General features: G+C 44.6%; 19 protein-coding genes and 2 pseudogenes. 15 read left to right on the plus strand and 6 right to left on the minus strand.

The window, feature by feature from the left end; all coding sequences use genetic code 11:
- Positions 1–11: 11 nt before the first annotated feature.
- Positions 12–1,139, plus strand: a complete 1,128-nt coding sequence (locus tag ACQ86K_RS29425; RefSeq protein WP_129567952.1) for a CapA family protein — start codon at positions 12–14, stop codon at positions 1,137–1,139.
- Positions 1,140–1,345: 206 nt separating this feature from the next.
- On the opposite strand, the gene ACQ86K_RS29430 is transcribed toward ACQ86K_RS29425, so the two are convergent.
- The gene (locus tag ACQ86K_RS29430) at positions 1,346–1,534 is read right to left on the minus strand and encodes a hypothetical protein (RefSeq protein WP_090534854.1); all 189 of its coding nucleotides are present in this window, start codon (positions 1,532–1,534) and stop codon (positions 1,346–1,348) included.
- Between the two features lie 94 nt (positions 1,535–1,628).
- Here ACQ86K_RS29430 and ACQ86K_RS29435 point away from each other — a divergent pair, with 94 nt between their 5' ends.
- The 3 genes and pseudogenes from ACQ86K_RS29435 (at position 1,629) to dinB (ending at position 4,801) form a co-directional block, all read left to right on the plus strand.
- Positions 1,629–2,576 carry an SPFH domain-containing protein gene (locus tag ACQ86K_RS29435; protein ID WP_091167351.1) on the plus strand — a complete coding sequence of 316 codons (948 nt, stop codon included), beginning with the start codon at positions 1,629–1,631 and terminating at the stop codon, positions 2,574–2,576.
- A gap of 25 nt (positions 2,577–2,601) precedes the next feature.
- A complete protein-coding gene (locus ACQ86K_RS29440; protein ID WP_431199261.1) occupies positions 2,602–3,159 on the plus strand; it encodes a DUF922 domain-containing protein in 558 nt (185 codons plus the stop codon).
- Positions 3,160–3,683: 524 nt separating this feature from the next.
- Positions 3,684–4,801: pseudogene (gene dinB / locus ACQ86K_RS29445) on the plus strand (DNA polymerase IV).
- Positions 4,802–4,952: 151 nt separating this feature from the next.
- Here dinB and ACQ86K_RS29450 read toward each other — a convergent pair.
- Positions 4,953–6,425: an FAD-dependent oxidoreductase gene (locus ACQ86K_RS29450; protein ID WP_431200960.1), complete on the minus strand. Its 1,473-nt coding sequence runs from the start codon at positions 6,423–6,425 to the stop codon at positions 4,953–4,955.
- Positions 6,422–6,796 (minus strand): FAD-dependent oxidoreductase, encoded by a 375-nt coding sequence (locus ACQ86K_RS29455; protein ID WP_431200961.1) that lies wholly within the window; start codon positions 6,794–6,796, stop codon positions 6,422–6,424. The genes ACQ86K_RS29450 and ACQ86K_RS29455 overlap by 4 nt, the downstream gene beginning before the upstream one ends.
- A gap of 73 nt (positions 6,797–6,869) precedes the next feature.
- Here ACQ86K_RS29455 and ACQ86K_RS29460 point away from each other — a divergent pair, with 73 nt between their 5' ends.
- Positions 6,870–7,406 carry a YfiT family bacillithiol transferase gene (locus ACQ86K_RS29460; RefSeq protein WP_090532080.1) on the plus strand — a complete coding sequence of 179 codons (537 nt, stop codon included), beginning with the start codon at positions 6,870–6,872 and terminating at the stop codon, positions 7,404–7,406.
- Between the two features lie 326 nt (positions 7,407–7,732).
- On the opposite strand, the gene ACQ86K_RS29465 is transcribed toward ACQ86K_RS29460, so the two are convergent.
- From ACQ86K_RS29465 to ACQ86K_RS29475, 3 genes are all read right to left on the minus strand, one after another.
- Positions 7,733–8,824 carry an acyl-CoA dehydrogenase gene (locus tag ACQ86K_RS29465; RefSeq protein WP_431199262.1) on the minus strand — a complete coding sequence of 364 codons (1,092 nt, stop codon included), beginning with the start codon at positions 8,822–8,824 and terminating at the stop codon, positions 7,733–7,735.
- Positions 8,825–9,147: 323 nt separating this feature from the next.
- Positions 9,148–9,780 carry a nicotinamide riboside transporter PnuC gene (pnuC, locus tag ACQ86K_RS29470; protein ID WP_431199263.1) on the minus strand — a complete coding sequence of 211 codons (633 nt, stop codon included), beginning with the start codon at positions 9,778–9,780 and terminating at the stop codon, positions 9,148–9,150.
- Positions 9,781–9,849: 69 nt separating this feature from the next.
- Complete coding sequence (locus ACQ86K_RS29475; RefSeq protein WP_369596626.1) at positions 9,850–12,303, minus strand: TonB-dependent receptor; 2,454 nt, start codon at positions 12,301–12,303, stop codon at positions 9,850–9,852.
- Between the two features lie 397 nt (positions 12,304–12,700).
- Between ACQ86K_RS29475 and ACQ86K_RS29480 the strand changes: the two genes are divergently transcribed.
- From ACQ86K_RS29480 to ACQ86K_RS29525, 10 genes and pseudogenes are all read left to right on the plus strand, one after another.
- Positions 12,701–13,150 (plus strand): hypothetical protein, encoded by a 450-nt coding sequence (locus ACQ86K_RS29480; protein ID WP_091167339.1) that lies wholly within the window; start codon positions 12,701–12,703, stop codon positions 13,148–13,150.
- 90 nt (positions 13,151–13,240) lie between these two features.
- Positions 13,241–14,987: pseudogene (gene aspS, locus ACQ86K_RS29485) on the plus strand (aspartate--tRNA ligase).
- A gap of 62 nt (positions 14,988–15,049) precedes the next feature.
- On the plus strand, positions 15,050–15,514 hold the full coding sequence (locus tag ACQ86K_RS29490; protein WP_091167334.1) for an FKBP-type peptidyl-prolyl cis-trans isomerase: 465 nt from the start codon (positions 15,050–15,052) through the stop codon (positions 15,512–15,514).
- 85 nt (positions 15,515–15,599) lie between these two features.
- Entirely contained in the window at positions 15,600–16,055 is a 456-nt protein-coding gene (locus ACQ86K_RS29495) for an FKBP-type peptidyl-prolyl cis-trans isomerase (protein ID WP_091167332.1), read from the plus strand.
- A 207-nt stretch (positions 16,056–16,262) separates the two neighbouring features.
- Positions 16,263–16,862 (plus strand): tRNA-(ms[2]io[6]A)-hydroxylase, encoded by a 600-nt coding sequence (locus tag ACQ86K_RS29500; RefSeq protein WP_218134403.1) that lies wholly within the window; start codon positions 16,263–16,265, stop codon positions 16,860–16,862.
- 376 nt (positions 16,863–17,238) lie between these two features.
- Positions 17,239–17,628 carry a LytR/AlgR family response regulator transcription factor gene (locus tag ACQ86K_RS29505; RefSeq protein WP_431199264.1) on the plus strand — a complete coding sequence of 130 codons (390 nt, stop codon included), beginning with the start codon at positions 17,239–17,241 and terminating at the stop codon, positions 17,626–17,628.
- Between the two features lie 31 nt (positions 17,629–17,659).
- Positions 17,660–17,941: a LytR/AlgR family response regulator transcription factor gene (locus ACQ86K_RS29510; protein ID WP_431199265.1), complete on the plus strand. Its 282-nt coding sequence runs from the start codon at positions 17,660–17,662 to the stop codon at positions 17,939–17,941.
- A gap of 81 nt (positions 17,942–18,022) precedes the next feature.
- Entirely contained in the window at positions 18,023–18,814 is a 792-nt protein-coding gene (locus ACQ86K_RS29515; protein WP_431199266.1) for an acyltransferase family protein, read from the plus strand.
- 11 nt (positions 18,815–18,825) lie between these two features.
- A complete protein-coding gene (locus ACQ86K_RS29520) occupies positions 18,826–18,963 on the plus strand; it encodes a hypothetical protein (protein ID WP_431199267.1) in 138 nt (45 codons plus the stop codon).
- Between the two features lie 326 nt (positions 18,964–19,289).
- Complete coding sequence (locus ACQ86K_RS29525; protein ID WP_431199268.1) at positions 19,290–21,116, plus strand: gliding motility-associated C-terminal domain-containing protein; 1,827 nt, start codon at positions 19,290–19,292, stop codon at positions 21,114–21,116.
- Positions 21,117–21,162 lie beyond the last annotated feature (46 nt).

Genomic DNA, 21,162 nt, shown 5'->3' on the forward strand with positions numbered 1-21,162 from the left:
ATTTTTTTATAATGAAATTTTTATTGCTCACGGCAGCCTGCCTGGCGCTGTTTTTACAGGCGTGTAACCATCCGCCAAATAAAAAACAAATCCTGGCCCCTGCACCTAAACCCGATACTGCCGCTACAACAACTACAGCCGTTGTTCAGCATGATTCATCCATATCCATTGCCGCTGTTGGTGATATGATGCTCGGAACATCGTACCCTAATAATTACACCCTCCCGCCTGACAGTGCTAAAAACAGCTTTAATGTTATTGCCGACGAACTAAGAAACGCCGACGTAACCTTTGGCAACCTTGAAGGCAGTTTGCTTGACGGAGGAAATCCGGCACATTATAAACTGCATCAAAGAAGCAAGGCGTACCTGTTCAGGATGCCAACGGCTTATGCCGGCGTTTTTAAAAACGCCGGTTTTAACTTGCTGAGCCTGGCCAATAATCATATAGGCGATTTTGGCGATACGGGCCGGATAAGTACCACTCACGTACTTGATAGCATAGGGATTAATTATGGCGGATTGCTTAGCCACCCCTCCACAGTGTTCGAACGTAACGGTGTTAAATATGGCTTTTGCGCTTTTGCCCCCAATGCCAATACCCTGCCTATTCTCAACCTAAAGAACGCAACCCGTATCATAAGCCAACTGAAACAGCAATGTGATATTCTCATTGTATCGTTTCATGGTGGTGGCGAGGGCGTAGCTTATGAACATATTCCTTTTGCAATGGAATCATTCATCAGCGAAAAGCGTGGCGATGTAAATGCCTTTGCCCATAATGCTATTGATGCCGGTGCGGATATTATATTGGGCAATGGCCCGCACGTGAGCCGGGCAATGGAGGTTTATAAAAACCGGCTGATCGCTTACAGTCTCGGTAACTTTTGTACTTATAAATCAGTAAGTGTGGCAGGGGTTTGCGGCCTGGCGCCATTATTAAAAGTAAAGCTGAACAAAAAGGGGGAGTTTTTAAACGGACGCATCATATCCCTAAGGCAGGCGCATGATAAAGGGCTCGAACTTGATTCGCTTAACCGTGCTGCTATCCGGATCAGGGAACTTACAGAAGCTGATTTCCCCGATGCGGGATTACTTATATCCGACACCGGGGAGATCAGCCTTAATCCGGCTATTTAAAATATCAGCAGATAAAAAAGACATAGGGTAAATTAAGCCAACGTGTGGACTCACCCGGTCTACGCTTCGCTGGACCACCCTCTCTGCTGCGCAAAGAGGGGATTTTAATTTTTCCAACCCTCTTTGCGGCACAGCCGGAGAGAGGGTGGTCCAGCGAAGCGCAGACCGGGTGAGTAAACTATGCAATTTGCAGCTAACATGCACATTTAAGCCGCTTCATCCTTAGTATTACGCACCAGGCTGATACCCGTTGTAAAAAATATTAATGAGATAATACCTATTACCACCATGGTGGTTATTTGTGCGCTATGGTTTATGATAGCTACACCGGTATAAATAAGGCCAACTATACCAAGCACGCTCAATATAGCTCCAAAAGTTCGTTTTAAGTTCATGACAGGTGTGTTGTTTTTTATAAGCATTTTTTAAAAAACAAATAACACACCAATAATTAATGCTACTTTTATTTTAAACATAATAAACCAAACCATGCCCGAATCATTTGGATCATTGATAACAATCATCATTTTTGCTGTTATCCTTATTACTATTTTCACCTCGTTTGTGTCTGTAAAACAGGGCACTATAGTAGTCATCACCGTATTTGGCAAATACCGCCGCATCCTAACCCCGGGGCTTAATTTCAAGATCCCTTTTATCGAAAACATTTACTCCAAAATCTCTATCCAAAATCGCTCGGTTGAGCTGGAGTTCCAGGCGGTAACTTACGACCAGGCTAATGTGTATTTTAAGGCCATGCTGCTGTACTCGGTATTGGACCAGCAGGAAGAAACCATCAAAAACGTAGCTTTTAAATTTGTTGACGAGCGCAACCTGATGCAGGCCCTGATCCGTACGGTTGAAGGCTCCATCCGTGCTTTTGTAGCCACCAAACGCCAGAGCGAGGTACTGATATTACGCCGCGATATTGTGGAACACGTAAAAGAGCAACTGGATGTGATATTGGAAGGCTGGGGCTACCACCTGCAGGACCTCCAGTTAAACGATATTACTTTTGATGATGTGATCATGAAATCAATGAGCCAGGTGGTGGCATCAAACAACCTGAAGGCCGCTGCCGAAAACGAAGGCCAGGCCCTGCTCATCACCAAAACCAAAGCTGCCGAGGCCGAGGGTAACGCCATCAAAATTTCGGCCCAGGCCGAGCGTGAGGCAGCTCAATTACGAGGCCAGGGTATTGCGCTGTTCCGCGAGGAAGTTGCCCGCGGTATGACTGTAGCCGCTAAAGAAATGGCCGAAGCCAACATGGATACCTCGGTGATTTTGTTCACCATGTGGACAGAATCCATCAAACACTTTTCCGAAAACTCAAAAGGGAATGTTATTTTCCTGGATGGCTCAACCGATCAGATGCAACATACGTTAAAAGAAATGATGGCCTTAAACCTTTTACATACCGACAACGTCAAAAAGTAAAAGTTTGAAACCGCCAGTTTTTTAAATGAAAAGAAATATAGTGAAAGTGATAGGCCCTGCGGCCATGTGCGTTTTAATGATGATTGCGCCTGCTTCGGCACAGTCATTTCATCAGCTTACCGCCAATGATTTTTGGGGAACGCCGCGGGCTAATGCCGGCGGCGTTGTAGCTTATACCAACTGCACCATCGATTACCGGTACCAGGCCCGGCGCGAAGGCAGGGGTTACCGGCTTAATTTTAACATCAGGCTCATCCTTAACAACAATAAATCATGGCTTGATAAAAGCAGGGTTAATACGCCGCAGCAACTCAGCGAAATACTGAAACATGAGCAGGGCCATTACACCATTGCGTTTTTAGAGCAGCAGGAGCTGTTACGCATAGTAAGCAACACCCGTTTCAGCAATAATTACAACTACGAAGCCATGGCCATTTTTAACCGCATCGACGCCAAGTATAAACAGCTCAATGCCGATTATGATGAGGACACGGCTCACATGACAGATCGTAAGCAACAGCACAGCTGGGATGTGTATTTTCAACAGAAACTTCAATTTTTGCCGGGAGATACCGAGAGTTGATTTTTCAGATCCCTCTTTGCATGTTCAAGCGTCCTTCCGTCAAGCTTACTGCAATCGCCCGTGCGTTATAAACGCAAACCCAGCTACGCACTCGTTACAAACCTACCGTGTACCCATATCTTTTTAATTATTAGTATTATGAATTAAAAGAAGATGTCATTTCGACGAACCTGTTAGGGAATTTGCGGATGTGGTGAGGAGAAATCTTATACATCCAGCTCTAAACTATGTAAAGCGGCTCTACAGGGCGTATAAGATTTCTCTTTCGCTCCTATGCTTGGGTCTGCCCAGCTCTATCGAAATGACATTTTTTTAAAGATATGGGTACACGGTAGGTTAAAAACGAGCGCGAGTTAAGATGTGTTTCTGCGGTGGTCGGCTTATCAAAGCAAAAACACACACCGCCACACCTCTCAAGAGGGGAATCGCACATTCCCAGGCTTTTCACTCTAGGTTAACAGGCTTTCAATCTGCCACAACAATTGCAGCAAGCCAGCAACCCGCCTATATTTGCTTTCATCACCATGACGGAGCAATCACCAAATATCCATCGTAAAATTATCCATATTGATATGGATGCATTTTACGCGTCGGTTGAGCAGCGGGATTTTCCGGAGTACCGGGGTAAACCTTTGGTGGTGGGCGGTTTGCCCGAAGGTCGGGGAGGTGTGGTGGCCACCGCCAGTTACGAGGCCAGGAAGTTTGGCATCCGGTCGGCCATGTCATCAAAAAAGCATTACAGCTTTGCCCGCATGCTTTGTTTGTAAGGCCAAGGTTTAATGTATACCGGGAGGTATCACAGCATATCCGGGAGATCTTTAGCCGTTATACCGACCTGATAGAACCACTCTCTTTAGATGAAGCTTTCCTGGATGTAACCAACGACAAACAAGATATCGGCTCGGCCATTGAAATAGCCAAACTCATTAAACAGGCTATTAAAGACGAACTGCAGCTCACCGCATCGGCCGGGGTGTCTATCAATAAATTTGTAGCCAAAATAGCATCTGATATCAATAAGCCCGATGGCCTGAAGTTTATCGGGCCATCAAGCATCGAAAACTTTATGGAGCAGTTACCTGTCGAAAAATTCTTTGGCGTGGGTAAGGTAACAGCTCAAAAAATGAAACAGATGGGCCTGCACACCGGGGCCGACCTGAAACGGCTGGAAGAAAGTGACCTTGTAAAACACTTTGGTAAAGTGGGCAGGTTTTACTACCAGATAGTGCGCGGCATTGATAACAGGGAAGTCCAACCCCACCGCGAAACTAAATCCCTGGGTGCCGAAGATACTTTCGCCTACGACCTGACAACTCTTGAGGAAATGGAGGCTGAGCTTGATAAGATAGCGGTCACCGTTCATAACCGGCTGCTTAAATATGAATTGAAAGGCCGCACCATTACCCTCAAGGTAAAATACCACGATTTTAAACAGATCACACGCAATCAATCCTTCCCAGCCCCGGTAAATGATCTGGAAACAATCAGCCATACGGCCAAACAATTAATGGCCTCAACAGGTGTTGATGATGTAAAAGTACGGCTGTTGGGCATTTCGCTTTCAAACTTTGGCGAATTGCCAGTTAAGCAGCGGGATGATAAAGAGCTTGGGCCGGGAGATCAGTTGGAATTGGAGTTATAGGTATCAAAAAATGTCATTTCGATGGAGCAGGGAAGGCTGAGCGTTGGTGCGAAAGAGAAATCTTATACGCCCGGCAATCGGCTATGCACAGTTTGCTAACTTGATGTATAAGATTTCTCCCGATGGTCGAAATGACATCGTTTTTGACATTCTAATTCACCATCCTTCCCGCAATATCCACCGACCTTGCAAAAGGATTAAAAAACCTGTTGGCCAGTATGGCAAACTCCCGGCGGGTTACCGGCCGTTTCATATCAAAAGCAGAACTGAATTTATATTGATCTTTCCAGGCCTTTTGCATGGCAATTTCCAAAGTATGCGGATCGGTTAGCGTGGTTTCGCTGATAAACGATAATAGGTTTCCTACCGTGAACACCGGGCCGGGCTTCTCTTTATTAAACCATAAAAAGCCCCGGGTATAAATCTCTTCCAGTGTTGGTTTGATTTCGGCTGTGGCAACTAAGGAATCAGGCTGAAATAACAAACGCGCGGTATTGCCATCTGCCTTTTGTACGCCTTTTAATAGTCCGGAAGCACCTATTTGTTGTATCGCCCTGAAATACGGATCGGTTGGTTTAACATCCGCAAAAGGCATGATCCAGGCTTTAAAGTCGAGCAGTTCGCCCTGGATTATCCGCACATTTAAGTTTTGGGTGGTGGTTTTAAAAAAGGCGCAATAGGCTGCGGTTGCACCGGCGCCCTGCCCAATAGCCATTTGTACTGAGGGATACATGGTGCTGGCATTTACCAGGTGCGTTACCGACATGGCTTTTTCCGTTACCAGTAAATTATCCAGGTCTTTAAGCACAATAGCCCCCAGCGGCACACCATAGGCAGGGAAAGGCGGGTAAATAACTTTCGGAGCATTGGCATCTGTATAATGCTGCCCCGGGGAAGCATCGCCAACGGCAATGGCTGTACGGTAAAGTTTTGATTCGCGGTTGTAAGGTTTGTACACATCATCCAGCATCATCCTCACCAAACCTTTTGTCGCGCGACCAGCCTCGCGCAAATATGGGAGATATGGCAAATGATCGGGGGTAGTAAAGCCTTCGCCCAAACCGAGGTTTTTGTAGCCCAGTTCGGTTTGCAGATAGTAGATCAATCCTAAAGTATGCAAGCGTGCTTTGGCATAAAAAGCTTCCCGGTTTTCCGGCTTTAAATTATCAGGGGCAACCAGGAACTGGTTTCCGCATTCGGCCCATTTGATCATGTATTTATCATTGGGCAGCCTGCCATCATCAAGCATTTTTTTAATATTCTTACCCTTAAGGCAAGTGTACGCCGCGGCATCATAGCCATCAGGCCTGGCAATGGTCTTATCTGCCGCAGCACCAAAATCTTTCAAAATAGCAATCCAGCTAAGGTCCTGCAACTGTGTCGATTCATTATCAGGCGCCAGGGCTTCGTTAGTTTGCTTTTTAGCCTCAAAACCATAAACGTAGGTTTCGCCTGCTTTGGCGGCCACATCGCCGGTTTCGGTAGCATCAATAACTACTTTAGCTTTTACGGTAGCGGTTTTCCCGTCGAGGGTGATAGTTACATCCCAACCGGTGCCATCTTTTTTAATGCCTGTAAATGGGGTATTTAGTTTTACGGTGAGGTTTTTTACCGTATCGGTTATTTTTTGAGGATAGCAGCCCCGGTATAGGGTTCAAATCTTAGCGTAGCATTGTAAGCAGTATCATAACCCGGGGTTTTGCTATAAAAATCCCGCACCCTGCGCCTGAACTCGCCCCAGATGCCTGTTGGTAAATTGCGGTTACCTTCAACTATGCTCATCCCGCCAGCTGTCATGCTGCCGCCAAGCCAGGGGCCTTGTTCAACCAGCATGGTTTTCAGTTTGCTTCGTGCACCCTGTATGGCGGCCGCTGTTCCGCTTGCGCTTCCGCCTACAACTAATATATCGGTTTTAATGGTTTGTGCAAAGGATAGCGTACAGTTAAAAACTAAAAGTACGGCCAGTAACTTTTTTTCATTAGTTAAATTAACAATCTACAGAACGCTAAAATAGGCCAAAAGCTTGTGGTAGTATAAAATAATGCCTAATTTAATTTTTTTAACATTTATGATGACAGACGAACAAATGAAATACCCTATAGGGAAGTTTGCGCCCCCGGCTTCATACACTACCGAAGATATGCGCGGCTGGATTGAAGATATTGCTACCCTGCCGGGGAAGCTGCGTCATGCAATTGCCGGCCTTAATTACCAGGAACTGGATACCCCATACCGCACCGGCGGCTGGACACTGCGCCAGGTGATTCACCATTTGGCCGATAGCCACATGAATTCCATTACCCGCTTTAAGCTTGCCCTCACTGAAAATAATCCAACTATAAAGCCATATGAAGAGGCCGACTGGGCGCTACTACCAGATTATCGCCTGCCAGTTGAGCCATCATTAAAAATGCTGGAAGGCATCCATCAGCATTTTGTAGCCCTGTTTGAAAGTTTCACCGAAAACGAATGGGCACGCACTTTTGTTCATCCGGCCTCGGGCGAAACGATATCGCTGAAAAAAGGACTGGCCCTGTACGCATGGCACAGCAACCACCATTTGGCACATGTAACCGAAACGGTGAAGAAATTTGCGAAGGTTTGATTTGAGATGAAAGGATAAAGGTAAAAGGCGAAAGGTGTGTTTTACCGGAATAAAGTTTATGTTCCCTCAGGGCCTCTCTGCGAGAGGCTCTGAAGGGACGTTATGACGTAAATGTAAGTTATTGATTATCGGATGCGTTTTTTAATTGATTTATAAATATGGGCGTTGCCTGCGGCCCGGGCTGTACGCTCATACTGCACAAGGCCTTAGCCACAGGCCGGTATCCGCTCCCATCCCTAACGCAGCCCCATGCACCATCTTTAAATAAATTTCAAATGTCATTCCGATTTTTTTCCGGGGTCACGAACGAGCTAAATGAATATCTTTTAATCAATCGATTCAAAGGTTAACAGCGAATGCTGACCAGCGGTATGAAGGTCCCGCCATACCTGGTTAATTTCCGTATCGGGGTTGGCGGCAGATAAACCACAGTAGGTATAAAGCTTATCCACACTTTCGCGCGAAACTTTGGCCAGCTTCCGGCTCATTAAACTTACTTCCTGCAAGCCGTTATTATCGGCCGAGTCAAAGTTGTTCCATGAGCAATCAACGGCCTGGTAAAATTCGGCGCGGACTTCATTGAGTAAAATGATCTGATCGGCCAATAGTTGTTGAATGTATTCTTTTTGCGGCTCGGTTAAACGCGGGTTTTTCATCCGTTCATCAAAGGCCGGTCCGCACAGGTCAAGAAAATGAATGGCTAATCCCGAAAGGTTAGCAGCCAGCGTTGCTTCGGCTAATTGCAGAAAGGGGTAGCGATATAAAGGTTCGTTTACAACCGTATACTGCGGATCGATCTTAAAACTGCGATTTTTATCAACGTACAGGTCTTTTACTTCATAGGCATCACTTCCGGTAGCCATCATGCCAACATATTTCCAGGCCGGAAAAATACTAACATCTTTTTTGTCGAAAACAAAAGGAAGTATCAGCGGTTCGCCCTCATCATTCAAAACAGTTTCATCGCCTTTTTTAATGATACAATTTGCAGTGATGTGGGTTGCATGATGTGCACCGCTGGCGTACTTCCAGGTACCGTTGACGATATAGCCATCTCCGCTGATGGTAGCTGTACCTGTTGATGCACCGCTACCTGCCAGGCACAATTGCGGATTGGCCATGATCTCTGCAGCTAAAGCCGGATCCAGAAATCCACCAAACCAACCTGCACCTGCACAAAGGGTCACTACCCAACCCAAACTGCCATTGGCCCAGGCCAAACTTTCTTCCAGCCGTACCATTTGCGGCAACGCCAATTGCAGACCGGAATAAACTTTCGGCACTAAAAATTTAAACCAGCCCTGCTCATAAATAAGCGCCAGCTGATCGGGCTGCAGCTTGCCGGCCTGCTCAGCTGCAGGAGCTGCTTTCCGTATGATATCAACCCATTCGGGTTTTAAATTTTGTGATGGATGCATTTTTTATTTAGCTTAAAGCTGAAAGCAAAAGGCTTAAAGCGTAACAGGCAATACTCAATTTACCATCAGGATAACAAAAGATACTGACAGTATTTTGTCAGTGTTCAATTTTTGAAAAACGGGTGTTCAACGTTTCGGCCCCTTAAAAACACAAAGTGCTGATTACCAGAACCAAGGCGTTCAATTTGATTAAAATTGAATTTTAACCAATTCGTAAAGTATTGACTATCAATAATGTTTGTTTTTCAAAAAACGCCGGGTGTTTACACTTTTTAAAATTGAACACTTGGTACAATCTGGCCATTGAACACTTTTTCTAACCTCTAATCTACAACTACCAACCGCTCTGCCTCTACCTGTTTCTTCCACTCAAAATACCCCCATATCGCTATAATAAACAGGAAGATGGTGAGCATGGCGAACAGCGGCAATTTTTTATAAAACTGTAGCGGTACCGCGAAGAAGTTGGAGACATTTAAAAAAATCCAGTTCTCTATTTTACGGCGTGCCAGCAGCCACATGCCTGCCCAGGCAGTTGATGACACTAATGCATCCCAACCGGGAACATTTGATGGCGTGAAATACTTAGAAGGAAGGTTTTTGATGAGGAAGTAAAATACTACCCACCCAACAATACTGATAGCTAAGCTTATTATCCATTCATTTTTGGTAGAATAGGTTATTTTAATTGGCGGCTCGTTCCGTTTCTTTACCCAGTAGATCCAACCATAAACGCTCATGACAATGTAGTAGCCGTTCAGTACCGATTCGGCATACAAATGAACTTCCATCAATAGAAATATCGAGATGGCCGTACCCAATATTCCTGCCGGGTACAACAATATGTTATTTACGCGGGCCAGCAACACCTCGGTAACACCCAGCGCAACGGCAAGCCATTGCAGCCAGGTAGTTTCCTTTATTTGTTCAATGAATAGGTCGAGCCAATGATTCATATCCTAATCCTCAATTCGTGAAATTCGATCAAATTCGTAAAATTTGCGTCGATATAAAATTGCTGCCCATTAAAATCCCAGACTCAACGATGCCATAAAGTTTCGCGGCGCCTGCGGGAAGTAATAGTTATAGTTAATTACATGCCCGCCTTCAATATCCGGGTAGGTAGCGCCATTGTTTTCATACTTCTCGCTGAAGATATTATTAACCTGCAGGCCAACAGTTATGTTTTTAACCGAGCGAACGCTAAAGCTGTACCTCAACCTCACATCGTTCACAAAAAAGCTGTTCAGCAAACGGTTGGCGGCATAAGGATTAGCCGCATTATCGGGCGCTATGCCAAAACCTTCGGGATTACGGTTCATGGTATTATCTAAGTATTGCTTGCCTACATATTTGCTGATGAAAGCAATTTCTCCGCCTTTAACAGGGCTGTAACTGATTACGCTTGAACCGGTAAATGACGGCGAATAGGCGATATCTGTTTTGGCAAATGTTTCCTCAACCAGCGAGCCATCATCATAATTAGAGAAAAACTGGTGATAGTTTTTAATCTTGTTAGTGCTGAGGGTTGCGGTAGCGCTCCAGTTTAACTGATCAGTGATTTTCACTTTTCCGCTGAATTCCAAACCCGCGCGGTAGCTGTCCTTTACGTTGGTACGCACCGGGCTACCTACATCATTCAATGACCCGGTTAATACCAACTGATTTTTATATAGCATGTAGAAACCATTCAACTCCCCACTAAAAACAGGTGAGCTGAAGCGGTAGCCAGCCTCAAAATCTTTCAGGTTTTCTGGTTTCGGCCGGTTTTGCGGAGGCGAGTCGACATAATCATCTCGGTTGGGCTCATGGTTGCCCACCGCAAAGGAGGCATACACATTACTGTGCTCATTAAACTGGTAAGTAACACCTGCTTTAGGGTTAAAGAAGTTTAACTGCGCTGTTTGCTGGGCATTGTTAAGGTTTTTGTCGATACCGTAAAATGAATAATTAATGTGACGGTATTGCATATCGGCATACAACAAAAATTTGTCTACATGCCATTCGGCGCGGCCAAAAATGTTAAAATCTTTCTTTTTTGCATCATCCCGATAGTATTGATAGTTAGGACCAACGCCTATACTTTCTTCGGCAGAAATAATATTACCATAATGCGCACCTTTATATTCATTGTAGGCGCCACCAAGATTGAAGTTCAGTTTGGTAGTAGGCTGATATTTTAAGGCATAAGTAACACCATAAAAATCATTATTAAGCCAAAGCCTGCGAACAAGATTAGTGGTTGAAATGGTATCGGTACCATAAATGACAGGTGATAAACCATAATTACTCACAGCATCACCTTTCCTGTACTCTTCGTAATAACCTTCGCCATGAGTATAATGCAGGGCCCCGCTGAACGACAGTTTATCCGAAAACTTTTTATCGTATAGCAACTGGTAATGGTTTTGCAGGTAATCGTCAACCTGGTCTTTATAAAAGGCTCCGTTACCCATATCTCCCAGTTCGTTATAAGTACGGTTATCCGGGCGGGTATCATCGCCTATTACATAATCGGCAACGCCGTTCCAGGCCTGGTAAGTACGCTCATGGCCCGAGAACACGTTTAATCTTAAAGTACTGTTATCACCATAATAAGCACCGCTTACAAAAAATGATTTTAACCGGGATGATGCACGGGCGATATACCCGTCGGAACGGATGCGAGATAAGCGACCATCTATGCTAAACCTGCCGCCAAGCAGGCCAGTCCCTACGCTTACGGTGTTTTTTAGTGAACCGTATGAACCTGCCGAGTTATCGAGCTGAGCATAGGCGGTATCCCTGCGAGTAGCCGTTTGTACGTTGATACTACCGCCAAAGGCACCTGCTCCATTGGTTGAGGTACCCACACCACGCTGGATTTGCAGGGTGTTGATAGATGATGCGAAGTCGGGCAGATCAACAAAGTATGCGCCCTGGCTTTCCGCGTCATTTAAAGGAATGCCGTTAACCGTTACGTTAATGCGCGATGCGTCTGACCCGCGGATGCGGATCCCCGTATAACCTATACCTGTACCTGCATCAGAGTTGATCACTACCGATGGCGTTTGGTTAAGCAGGTAAGGCAGATCCTGGCCGAAGTTGTTTTTTTCGAGATCTTTTTTGCTGAGATTGGTAAAGGTTGTAGGCGAGTTTTTGCCTGCGCGGGTAGCCGTTACAGTAACCTCATCAGCAGTAAATGTACTGCCGCCCAATAAAAAGTTGATTGATTGATTAGCAGCAAGTGTAACACTTTTGGTTAAAGGTTGATAGCCGATATAGCTGGCTTTAACGGTATAATTGCCTTTTTTCAGATCGTTAAAACTATACTTACCTGCAGCGTCGGCAACGGTGCTTTGCTGCGGGTTTAAAATAGTAATAGTTGCGCCGGGCAATGCTTCGCCGGATTGATTGGTCACTTTCCCCGAAATGGAAAGCTGGGCCGATGCCATAACAGGCAACAACAGGGCCATAACAGCCACAAATAAATTTTTCAAAATGTTGTAAAACAAAAATTGAGTTAAACCATCTGCGCGCCAGGGTAACGCGGCAGTACACTTAACTTATTTACCTTTATCCCTCCGCCGGCATTATCCGGATCAGGTGTGGGGGAAGTCGTGAGCCGGAAGTCGTTAGTCCAAAGTCGCTTTGACTTAAGGCTTAAAACTTAGTACTTATTGACTTACTCCCTGGGTATGATCTCAGCCCGTCTTTCAGTTTGGTGAACAATCTGCAGTTTGTTTTGCAACCAAAGCAAGGCACCCCTTGAGAATTATTGAGGCAAAGATATGTTTTGATTTCGGATTTTGGATGCGGAACTTCGGATTTATAGGATAAGATACTTATTTTCGATAAACCTTAATCACATTATAATAGTAAACAACCCCGGTAGTTATGAAATTTAGCCTGTTAAGTGATACTAATTGGGAAACGAGGGTTGATAAAGTTCTTCATACTCTTTCAGACTTTGGATATACAGAGTTTTTCGAAAAAAGAAATTATGGCACTTCTCTTAATGGGGTTGTAGTAGTTTTCATGTGCAGAGATCCGGAACTTAATTTCAAGCAACGAATCAGGCATTCAAAAAAAGAGAAATTGCTTTATATGGATATAATGCTTGATTACAATGAATTTATCAAGATAGAAAACGACGAAAGAGAAAAAATAATCACGGAACGTCTTGCTTCTGAAACAATTGCAATAATTGCCAAATACAAATTTGATGACTTTGATTTAGAAAGGTTTGCAGCGGATATCAAAAGATGGCTCAAAAGGATAAAGCTATTGAAAAAAAGAATGGGCTATCAAACACCAAAATATCCCGATCCTTTCAATAAAAATTAATGATGGCCTGTTCTTTTCTTACCTTTCTCCTTTTACCTTTCTCCTTTCGCCTCAAAAATGTACTTTTGCAGACTTTTATAAAACATTGTTATGCTTAGAACTCATACCTGCGGCGAATTAAATATCAGCCATTTAGGCCAAACCGTTACTTTATGCGGTTGGGTACAAAAATCGCGCGATTTGGGCGGTACCACTTTCATCGACGTGCGCGACCGTTATGGTTTAACCCAATTGATATTTAACACAGATACAGATGCTACCTTGCGCGAAAAAAGCCGCGGGCTTGGTCGTGAGTTTGTGATCAAAGTTACCGGTGATGTAATTGAACGGGCCAGCAAGAATACCAAAATCCCAACCGGCGAAATTGAAATTGCCGTTACTGATATTGAAGTGCTTAATGCCGCCAAGCTGCCGCCGTTTCTGATTGAGGACAGAAACCGATGGCGGCGAGGAACTGCGTGCCAAATATCGCTACCTCGACCTGCGCCGTAACCCTATCCGCAACAACCTGGTGCTTCGCCACAAAATGGCGCAGGAAGTGCGTAAATATTTAGATGAGCTTGATTTTATCGAGGTTGAAACCCCGGTACTGATCAAATCGACTCCAGAAGGCGCGCGTGACTTTGTGGTGCCAAGCCGCATGAACGCAGGTGAATTTTACGCCCTCCCGCAATCGCCCCAAACTTTTAAGCAATTATTGATGGTAAGCGGCTTTGACCGTTACTTCCAGATAGTAAAATGTTTCAGGGATGAGGATTTGCGTGCCGACCGCCAGCCAGAGTTTACGCAGATCGACTGCGAGCTTTCGTTTGTGAGCCAGGAAGATATCCTGAATATTTTTGAAGGCCTTACCCGTCACCTGTTCAAAACTGTAAAAGGTATTGATTTGGTTGAACTGCCGCGCATGTTGTATTCAGATGCTATGCGTTTATACGGATCTGACAAACCCGACCTGCGTTTTGGGATGGAGTTTGTTGAGCTGAATGACATTGTTAAAGGCAAAGGATTTAGCATTTTTGACAATGCAGAACTGGTTGTTGGCATCAACGCCAAAGGCTGCGCAGGTTATACCCGTAAACAGGTTGATGAGCTTACCGAGTGGTTAAAACGCCCGCAAATCGGTGTAACCGGCATGATATACTGCCGTTACAATGAGGATGGTACTCTGAAGTCATCAGTCGATAAATTCTATAATGAAGATGAGCTGACCAACTGGGCCGCTGCTTTCAATGCCGAAAAAGGCGATTTGATGCTGATCCTGGCCGGTGGTGCCGATAAAGTACGCAAACAACTGAATGAGCTACGTTTGGAAATGGGCAACCGTTTAGGCCTGCGCGATAAAAATACTTTTGCACCACTATGGGTTGTTGACTTCCCGTTGCTGGAATGGGACGAAGAAAGCGGCCGTTATCATGCCATGCACCATCCGTTCACTTCACCCAAACCAGAGGATATTGCCATGCTGGATACCGAACCGGGAGCTGTACGTGCCAATGCTTATGATTTGGTGATCAACGGTACCGAAATTGGTGGCGGCTCTATCCGGATCCACGACCGCGGCTTGCAATCATTGATGTTCAAGCACCTTGGTTTCTCGCCGGAGGAAGCACAAAAACAGTTTGGCTTTTTGATGGATGCTTTTGAATATGGAGCACCTCCGCATGGTGGTATAGCATTTGGTTTCGATCGTTTGGCATCGATATTTGCAGGTTTGGATTCAATTCGCGATGTGATCGCATTTCCTAAAAATAATTCGGGCCGCGATGTGATGATCGATTCACCATCAACCATTGCCGAAGCACAAATGACCGAACTAAAAATAAAAACAACGGTTTAACCAACCCAAAACATACACTGAGCCTCCTTTATTGCAAAGGGGGCTTTTATTTGCCCTCCTTCATGAAAAAATACGTTCTATTGCTAAGCGCGGTTATTATTACACTGATAATGTCATGTGATAACTCAGCGAAATTAAACCGTGCTAAACAAGCCAAAACAGATGATTCGCTGATACGCGTTTACCTGAAGGCCAACCCTCAGATCAAAGTGCAGAAACACCCCTCCGGTATTTATTACCAGGTTTTATCCGAAGGTAAGGGGAGGAATCCTAACGAAAATTCGTTGGTCACTGTAAATTATACCGCCGCATTGTTAAATGATATGGTAGTTGATAAAGCAAGCGGTTTTTCAAGCTCGTTAGACCGTTTGATTAAAGGCTGGCAAATAGGCATCCCGTTGGTAAAAGCGGGCGGCACCATATTGCTCATTGTACCCTCGGGCCTTGCCTATGGTGCCAATGGCGTAGGCCGCATCCCCGAAAATTCGGTATTGGTGTTCACTGTCGATTTAACAGAATTTAACTAATCTTCCCAAAATAATTTCAATTATTGTAGCGTTCTGTAGCTTTTGCGCGTCAAATTAATCCAAACAGAAACAGAACTATTAACTAATGAAGAAATTTCTATTATTCGTATTCGCCCCATTGGTGATCCTAACCTCGTGCTCAAAAGACAAATTCGATGCCTCAAAACAGGCAGCCACGGATGATGCCGCAATTAAAGCTTATGTCGGTACCGACACTGCTTTTCATGCTACAGCTGATGGATCTGGTGTTTATTACAAGATAGTAACCCAGGGAACAGGTGCAAATCCAACCACTAACTCGACCGTTAAAGTAACCTATACCGGCAAACTATTGGATGGAACTACATTTGACTCGGGCACCATAAACCAAAGCCTGCAGGGCCTTATTAAGGGTTGGCAATCGGGCCTGCCGTATGTCAAAACCGGCGGTCGGATTATTTTGGTGATTCCCTCAAGAGAAGGCTACGGCAATAGTGCGGCCGGAAGCATCCCCGCAAATTCGGTTTTGGTATTTACAATTGATCTGCTTAGTTTTAGTTGATTTAACTAATGCTATAGAAAAACCTTGCTGGTATGGTTTTTACTGCCGGCATGATGTGCTAAACACGGCAACCGGTACTCATACCGGATCAAGCGCCAATAACGAAGGCTATCCCATAAAGATGGTCTTCATTTTTTTATTTCCACGGTAAAAATACCTTTTACCTTTCGCCTTTAACCTTTCACCTCCAAAAACTATCTTTGTACTGTGAGTGAGAAAACCATCCTAAAACTGCAGTTGCCTACCGATCCGCTTTGGGTTAAAAACGTGGTAGAGAGCAATATTGAAGAAATTTTGACCGATCATGCTTTTTGTGAACAAAAGGCTGCCAGCAATGCCATTACCCTTATTGTTCAAAACCCAAACCTGAGCGAATTGGTACAGGAAATGGCCCTGCTGGTGCAGGAAGAAATGGATCATTTTAAACGCGTACATGATATTATATTGGAACGCGGTTATATCCTCGGCCGCGAGCGGAAGGATAACTATGTGAACGAGCTCAGAAAATTTATCATCACCGGCGGTGGCCGCGAAGCCCAGCTAATTGACAGGCTGCTGTTTTCGGCCATGATAGAGGCCAGGAGCTGCGAACGCTTCAAAGTGCTGTCCGAAAATATTAATGATGAACAACTGGCCACTTTTTACCACGAACTAATGGTAAGCGAAGCAACCCACTACTCCATGTTTATTCGGCTGGCCAAAAAATACGCTGAAGAAATTGATGTTGAAGCCCGCTGGAAACAATTTCTGGAATATGAAGCCCAGGTAATTCAGAACTACGGTAAGAGTGAAACTATTCATGGGTAAGTTTTGAGTCAGAAGTCGAAAGTCTGAAGTGTTGATCTGTATACTACCTTGCGACTTAGAACCATAGACTTTTAACTTAAGACTGTTCATGGCCTTTCCACTGTTTTTTTAAATACCCCCGGGCCAGTACAAATATGGCGTAAGCAAGCGCGAACCTGCTGCTATTTATAGCAGGATTAATATTAATGAGCGCAATATTTCATTTTACTGCAAAAACCGGGTCTTTGGTGTACGGCAAAGAGATTACCAGGGTACCGGCATCGGCATAAACATCATCAAACAGCGCATGGAATATTTATATTCCGGCAAGCATTTGTTAAATATAAGCAGCCTGAATAATGAGTATATTGTTCAACTTACTTTACAAACTTAAATTATGGTGCTTAAATGTATCGCCATTGATGATGAACCGCTGGCTTTAAGGCTTGTAAGCGAATATGTATCACGCTTCCCGGCATTGCAAATGGTTAATACTTTTGAAGATGCTATAACCGGCGCCGAATTTTTAAAAAACACCCCAATAGATCTTCTTTTTGTTGATATCAACATGCCCGATGTTACCGGCATTGAGCTTGTGCGCTCTTTGCAGGCAAAACCCATGGTAATATTTACTACCGCCTATAAAAAGTTTGCGTATGAGGGTTTTGAACTGGAAGCGATTGATTATATTTTAAAACCGATAGATATTAAACGCTTTACCAAAGCCGTTGAAAAGGCCATTGATTATTACAAGTACAAAAATAAGCCCGCCGACGACAGAAACTGACGAAAGCCTGTATGTATACTCCGAATACCGCATGGTTAAAATAGACCTGGATACTATTGAATATATTGAAAGTATGGAGGATTATATCAAGATCCATATCACTAATGATAAAACCGTCCTTACGCTGATACCCATGAAAAAGGTATTGGAGAAATTGCCCTCCGCCAAATTTCAGCGCATTCACCGCAGCTATATCGTACCTGTTAATAAGATCCGGTCTATCCAAAACCGTAAGGTGCGGCTTACAAATGTTGAGCTCCCGGTAAGCGAAAGCTACAATGATTTTGCACGCAACTGGTCAAAACAGAAGTAAAATGAGCGCAATTCTCTTAATCGGCTTATCAATAATATTAATCAATTGGCTTTAAGCTTTACGCATTTGGCTTTTATATAAATGACTTTAGCAAACAATAAAACAAGGCAACATATTCAGCAGGTTGATTATATCAGGGCAATAGCTTCATTGGCGGTAGCTTTGTTTCATCTTGGCGGCAAATCATTGCCCGGCTTACACTATGGCTGGCTGGGCGTGCAGATGTTTTTCCTGTTATCCGGTTTTATAATTTGCTGGGCTATTCCTGAAAATTATAGCTGGGCCTTATTCCCCAAATACATTTTAAAAAGAATAACACGCATTGAGCCCCCTTACATAGCCTCCATATTATTGACCATTTTGGCCGGGTATTTATTAAACACAAATTACCGGCCCGATATCAGTAACATATTAACCCACTTAGCTTATATCAACAATTTTATTGGTCGCCCTTATTTGAACCCCGTTTACTGGACGCTGGGGATTGAGTTTCAATATTACCTGTTCATCGGTGTTTTCTTTCCAATTATTATAAAAAAGTGGGGCGCCATCTCCCTGCCCCTGATTTGCTTACTGCCTTTATTTATACCCGTGCCCGGATCAACACTGTTAAACGTTTTTCCGTTTTTTGCTCTTGGGATATTATATTACCTGTACCTAACAGGTAAAAGAGGGTTAACTGAAGTTTTGATATATGGCGTAGCTGTAACTGCCATTGGTTTTTATAGTGCAGGGTGGCTTCCTATGGTTGCCGGCCTTCTGGCACTTGTCCTTTTAATACTGCCTTTAAAGCGCCACCCTGCTATTGCCTTTTTTCCAAAATCTCTTTTTCGCTATACCTTACTCATGATGTTGTTGGGAGTAGTCTTGTAGCTTTTATGGGTATGCACCTGCCAAAAACATTTGGATTCAGGGCGTTTGAGTTTTTAACAGGCATTGCTGTGAGTATCAGTTTTGCTTACCTGTTTTATCGCATGGTGGAGCTGCCCTGTTTACAGCTATCCAAACGGATCAGGTACTGATTACCTGGTTATTTACAGGCGGTTTAAACTTTTTCCAATCCTTTTTACATTCACCAATACAAAAGCGCTATTCATCGATACATTATTGATAAAAACCGGCTTTGCCCCCATATTTATATCATAAACCAATTATAACCCCATAAATGGTTTATTAGTACCCCTTTTCATAATAGTTGCGATAGTAGCGTCTGTGTGTTAGTAGTTACATGCAGGCGCTTTTTTAAAAACAGTACTCCGTTGGAAGCAAAAAAGTTACTCCCCTAATCAGCTTTTTTCTCATTTTATTAGTTCGTAAAACAAACGCGCAAAGCCTCGGCGATCCTGTGGTGAGCATCACCTTTGGCTCAGGCAGTTCAACACATTCTGGTGCCTTGCCTGCAGATTCGGGCTCAACCAGTTATACATATAGCAGTGCCAATTTCCCCAGCGACGGCTCTTATACCATTGAAAACACTACCGCGGGTGCAGGCAATGTCTGGTGGTCGGCCACAGACCATACAGGCAATACAGGCGGCTATATGATGGTGGTAAATGCCAGCGTATCCAAAACCGATTATTTTTATAAGCGCGCCATTACCGGTTTATGTTCCAATACCACCTACCAGTTTTCGGCCTGGGTGGTGAATTTGTTAAGAAGCAATGATATCAGCCCGCCTAACATCACTTTCGCCATCGAAAAAACTGATGGAACAATTATTCAAAGCTTTAATACCGGCACCATTGCCCGTACAAGCAACAATTATCAATGGGTGCAGGAGTCGTTCAATTTTACACTACCGGCTGGTGTCGGCGATGTCGTGATCAAAATGATCAATAACAGCGCCGGCGGTGCCCCTGCCAATGACCTTGCCATTGATGATATTGTTTTCAGGCCTTATGGCCCTGTGATAGAGGCCAGCTTCAGCACTTCAAGCTCAGCCAATACAGCATCGGCCTGTTCAGATGTTCCGCAAACCTATACACTCAACACAACCATCCCCAGTGGCTATACCGTTTTATGGCAATACAAAAACGGCAGTGGGGCCTGGACGGATCTTACCGGAGCAAACAGCACCAGTTCAAGTTACCAGATAACATCGCCGTCAGTGGCTGGTACTTATTACTACCGGGCAGTAACGGCGCAGGCGGGTAATATTAATTCGGCACTTTGCCGGTCAGCATCAAATGTGCTTACACTTACGGTTGGCGCACCGCCTCAATCAACAGCAACGGCCAATACACCGGTTTGCGCAGGCACAACGTTAACGCTAAGTGCATCAACCGGGGTGAGTTATCAATGGACAGGGCCAAATGGTTTTACATCGGCCATTCAAAGCCCAACTATCGATAACGTTACTGCTGCAGCAGCGGGTACATACACGGTTACGGTTAAATCATCCTCGGGATGCGAAGTCACAGCAACCGTGCCGGTTGTAGTGAACGCCCAACCTGTTGCTGCTGTTGATGCGGTTGAGCCAATTTGCGAGGGGAGTTCGGTTACATTAAACGCCAGCGGAGGCTCAACCTATTCATGGTTGCCGGCAACGGGCCTTTCAGATGCCAGTATCGCTAACCCGGTAGCCAGCCCAACAGATAATACACTTTATACTGTAACAGTAAGTAACGGCACTTGTACCTCGACAGCCACAGTACAAGTAGATGTTATAAAAAAGCCTATGGCCAATGCCGGGCCCAACAGGTACATTACTCAGGGCCAGTCAACAACACTTAACGGCAGCACCAAAGGAACCAACGTAAGCTATTACTGGACGCCGACCGATAACCTGAGCAGCAGCCTTGAACTTACGCCTACAGCTGCACCAATGGAAGATATCACCTACACCCTGCATGTGGTATCAAACTCAGGCTGCGGTGACGAAGCAACCGACCAGGTATTTGTACGTGTTTATAAAAAAGTAGTTATTCCCAATACTTTTACACCCAATGGTGACGGGGTTAATGATACCTGGGCAATAGAGGCGCTGAATACTTACCCAACCTCGACAACGCAGGTATTTAACCGCTATGGCGGCCTGTTGTTTAAAAGCACAGGCTATCCTGAAGCCTGGGATGGCAGATCTAACGGCCAGGGTATTCCGTCAGGAACTTATTATTATGTGATAGATTTAAAGAATGGGAATGTAATGAGCGGCTGGGTGATGGTGGTTTATTAGTTCATGGTTGATGGTTCATAGTTCATGGCGAAAATACGCAGGCAGG

Source organism: Mucilaginibacter sp. P19, assembly GCF_050632265.1.
Classification (GTDB): domain Bacteria; phylum Bacteroidota; class Bacteroidia; order Sphingobacteriales; family Sphingobacteriaceae; genus Mucilaginibacter; species Mucilaginibacter gossypii.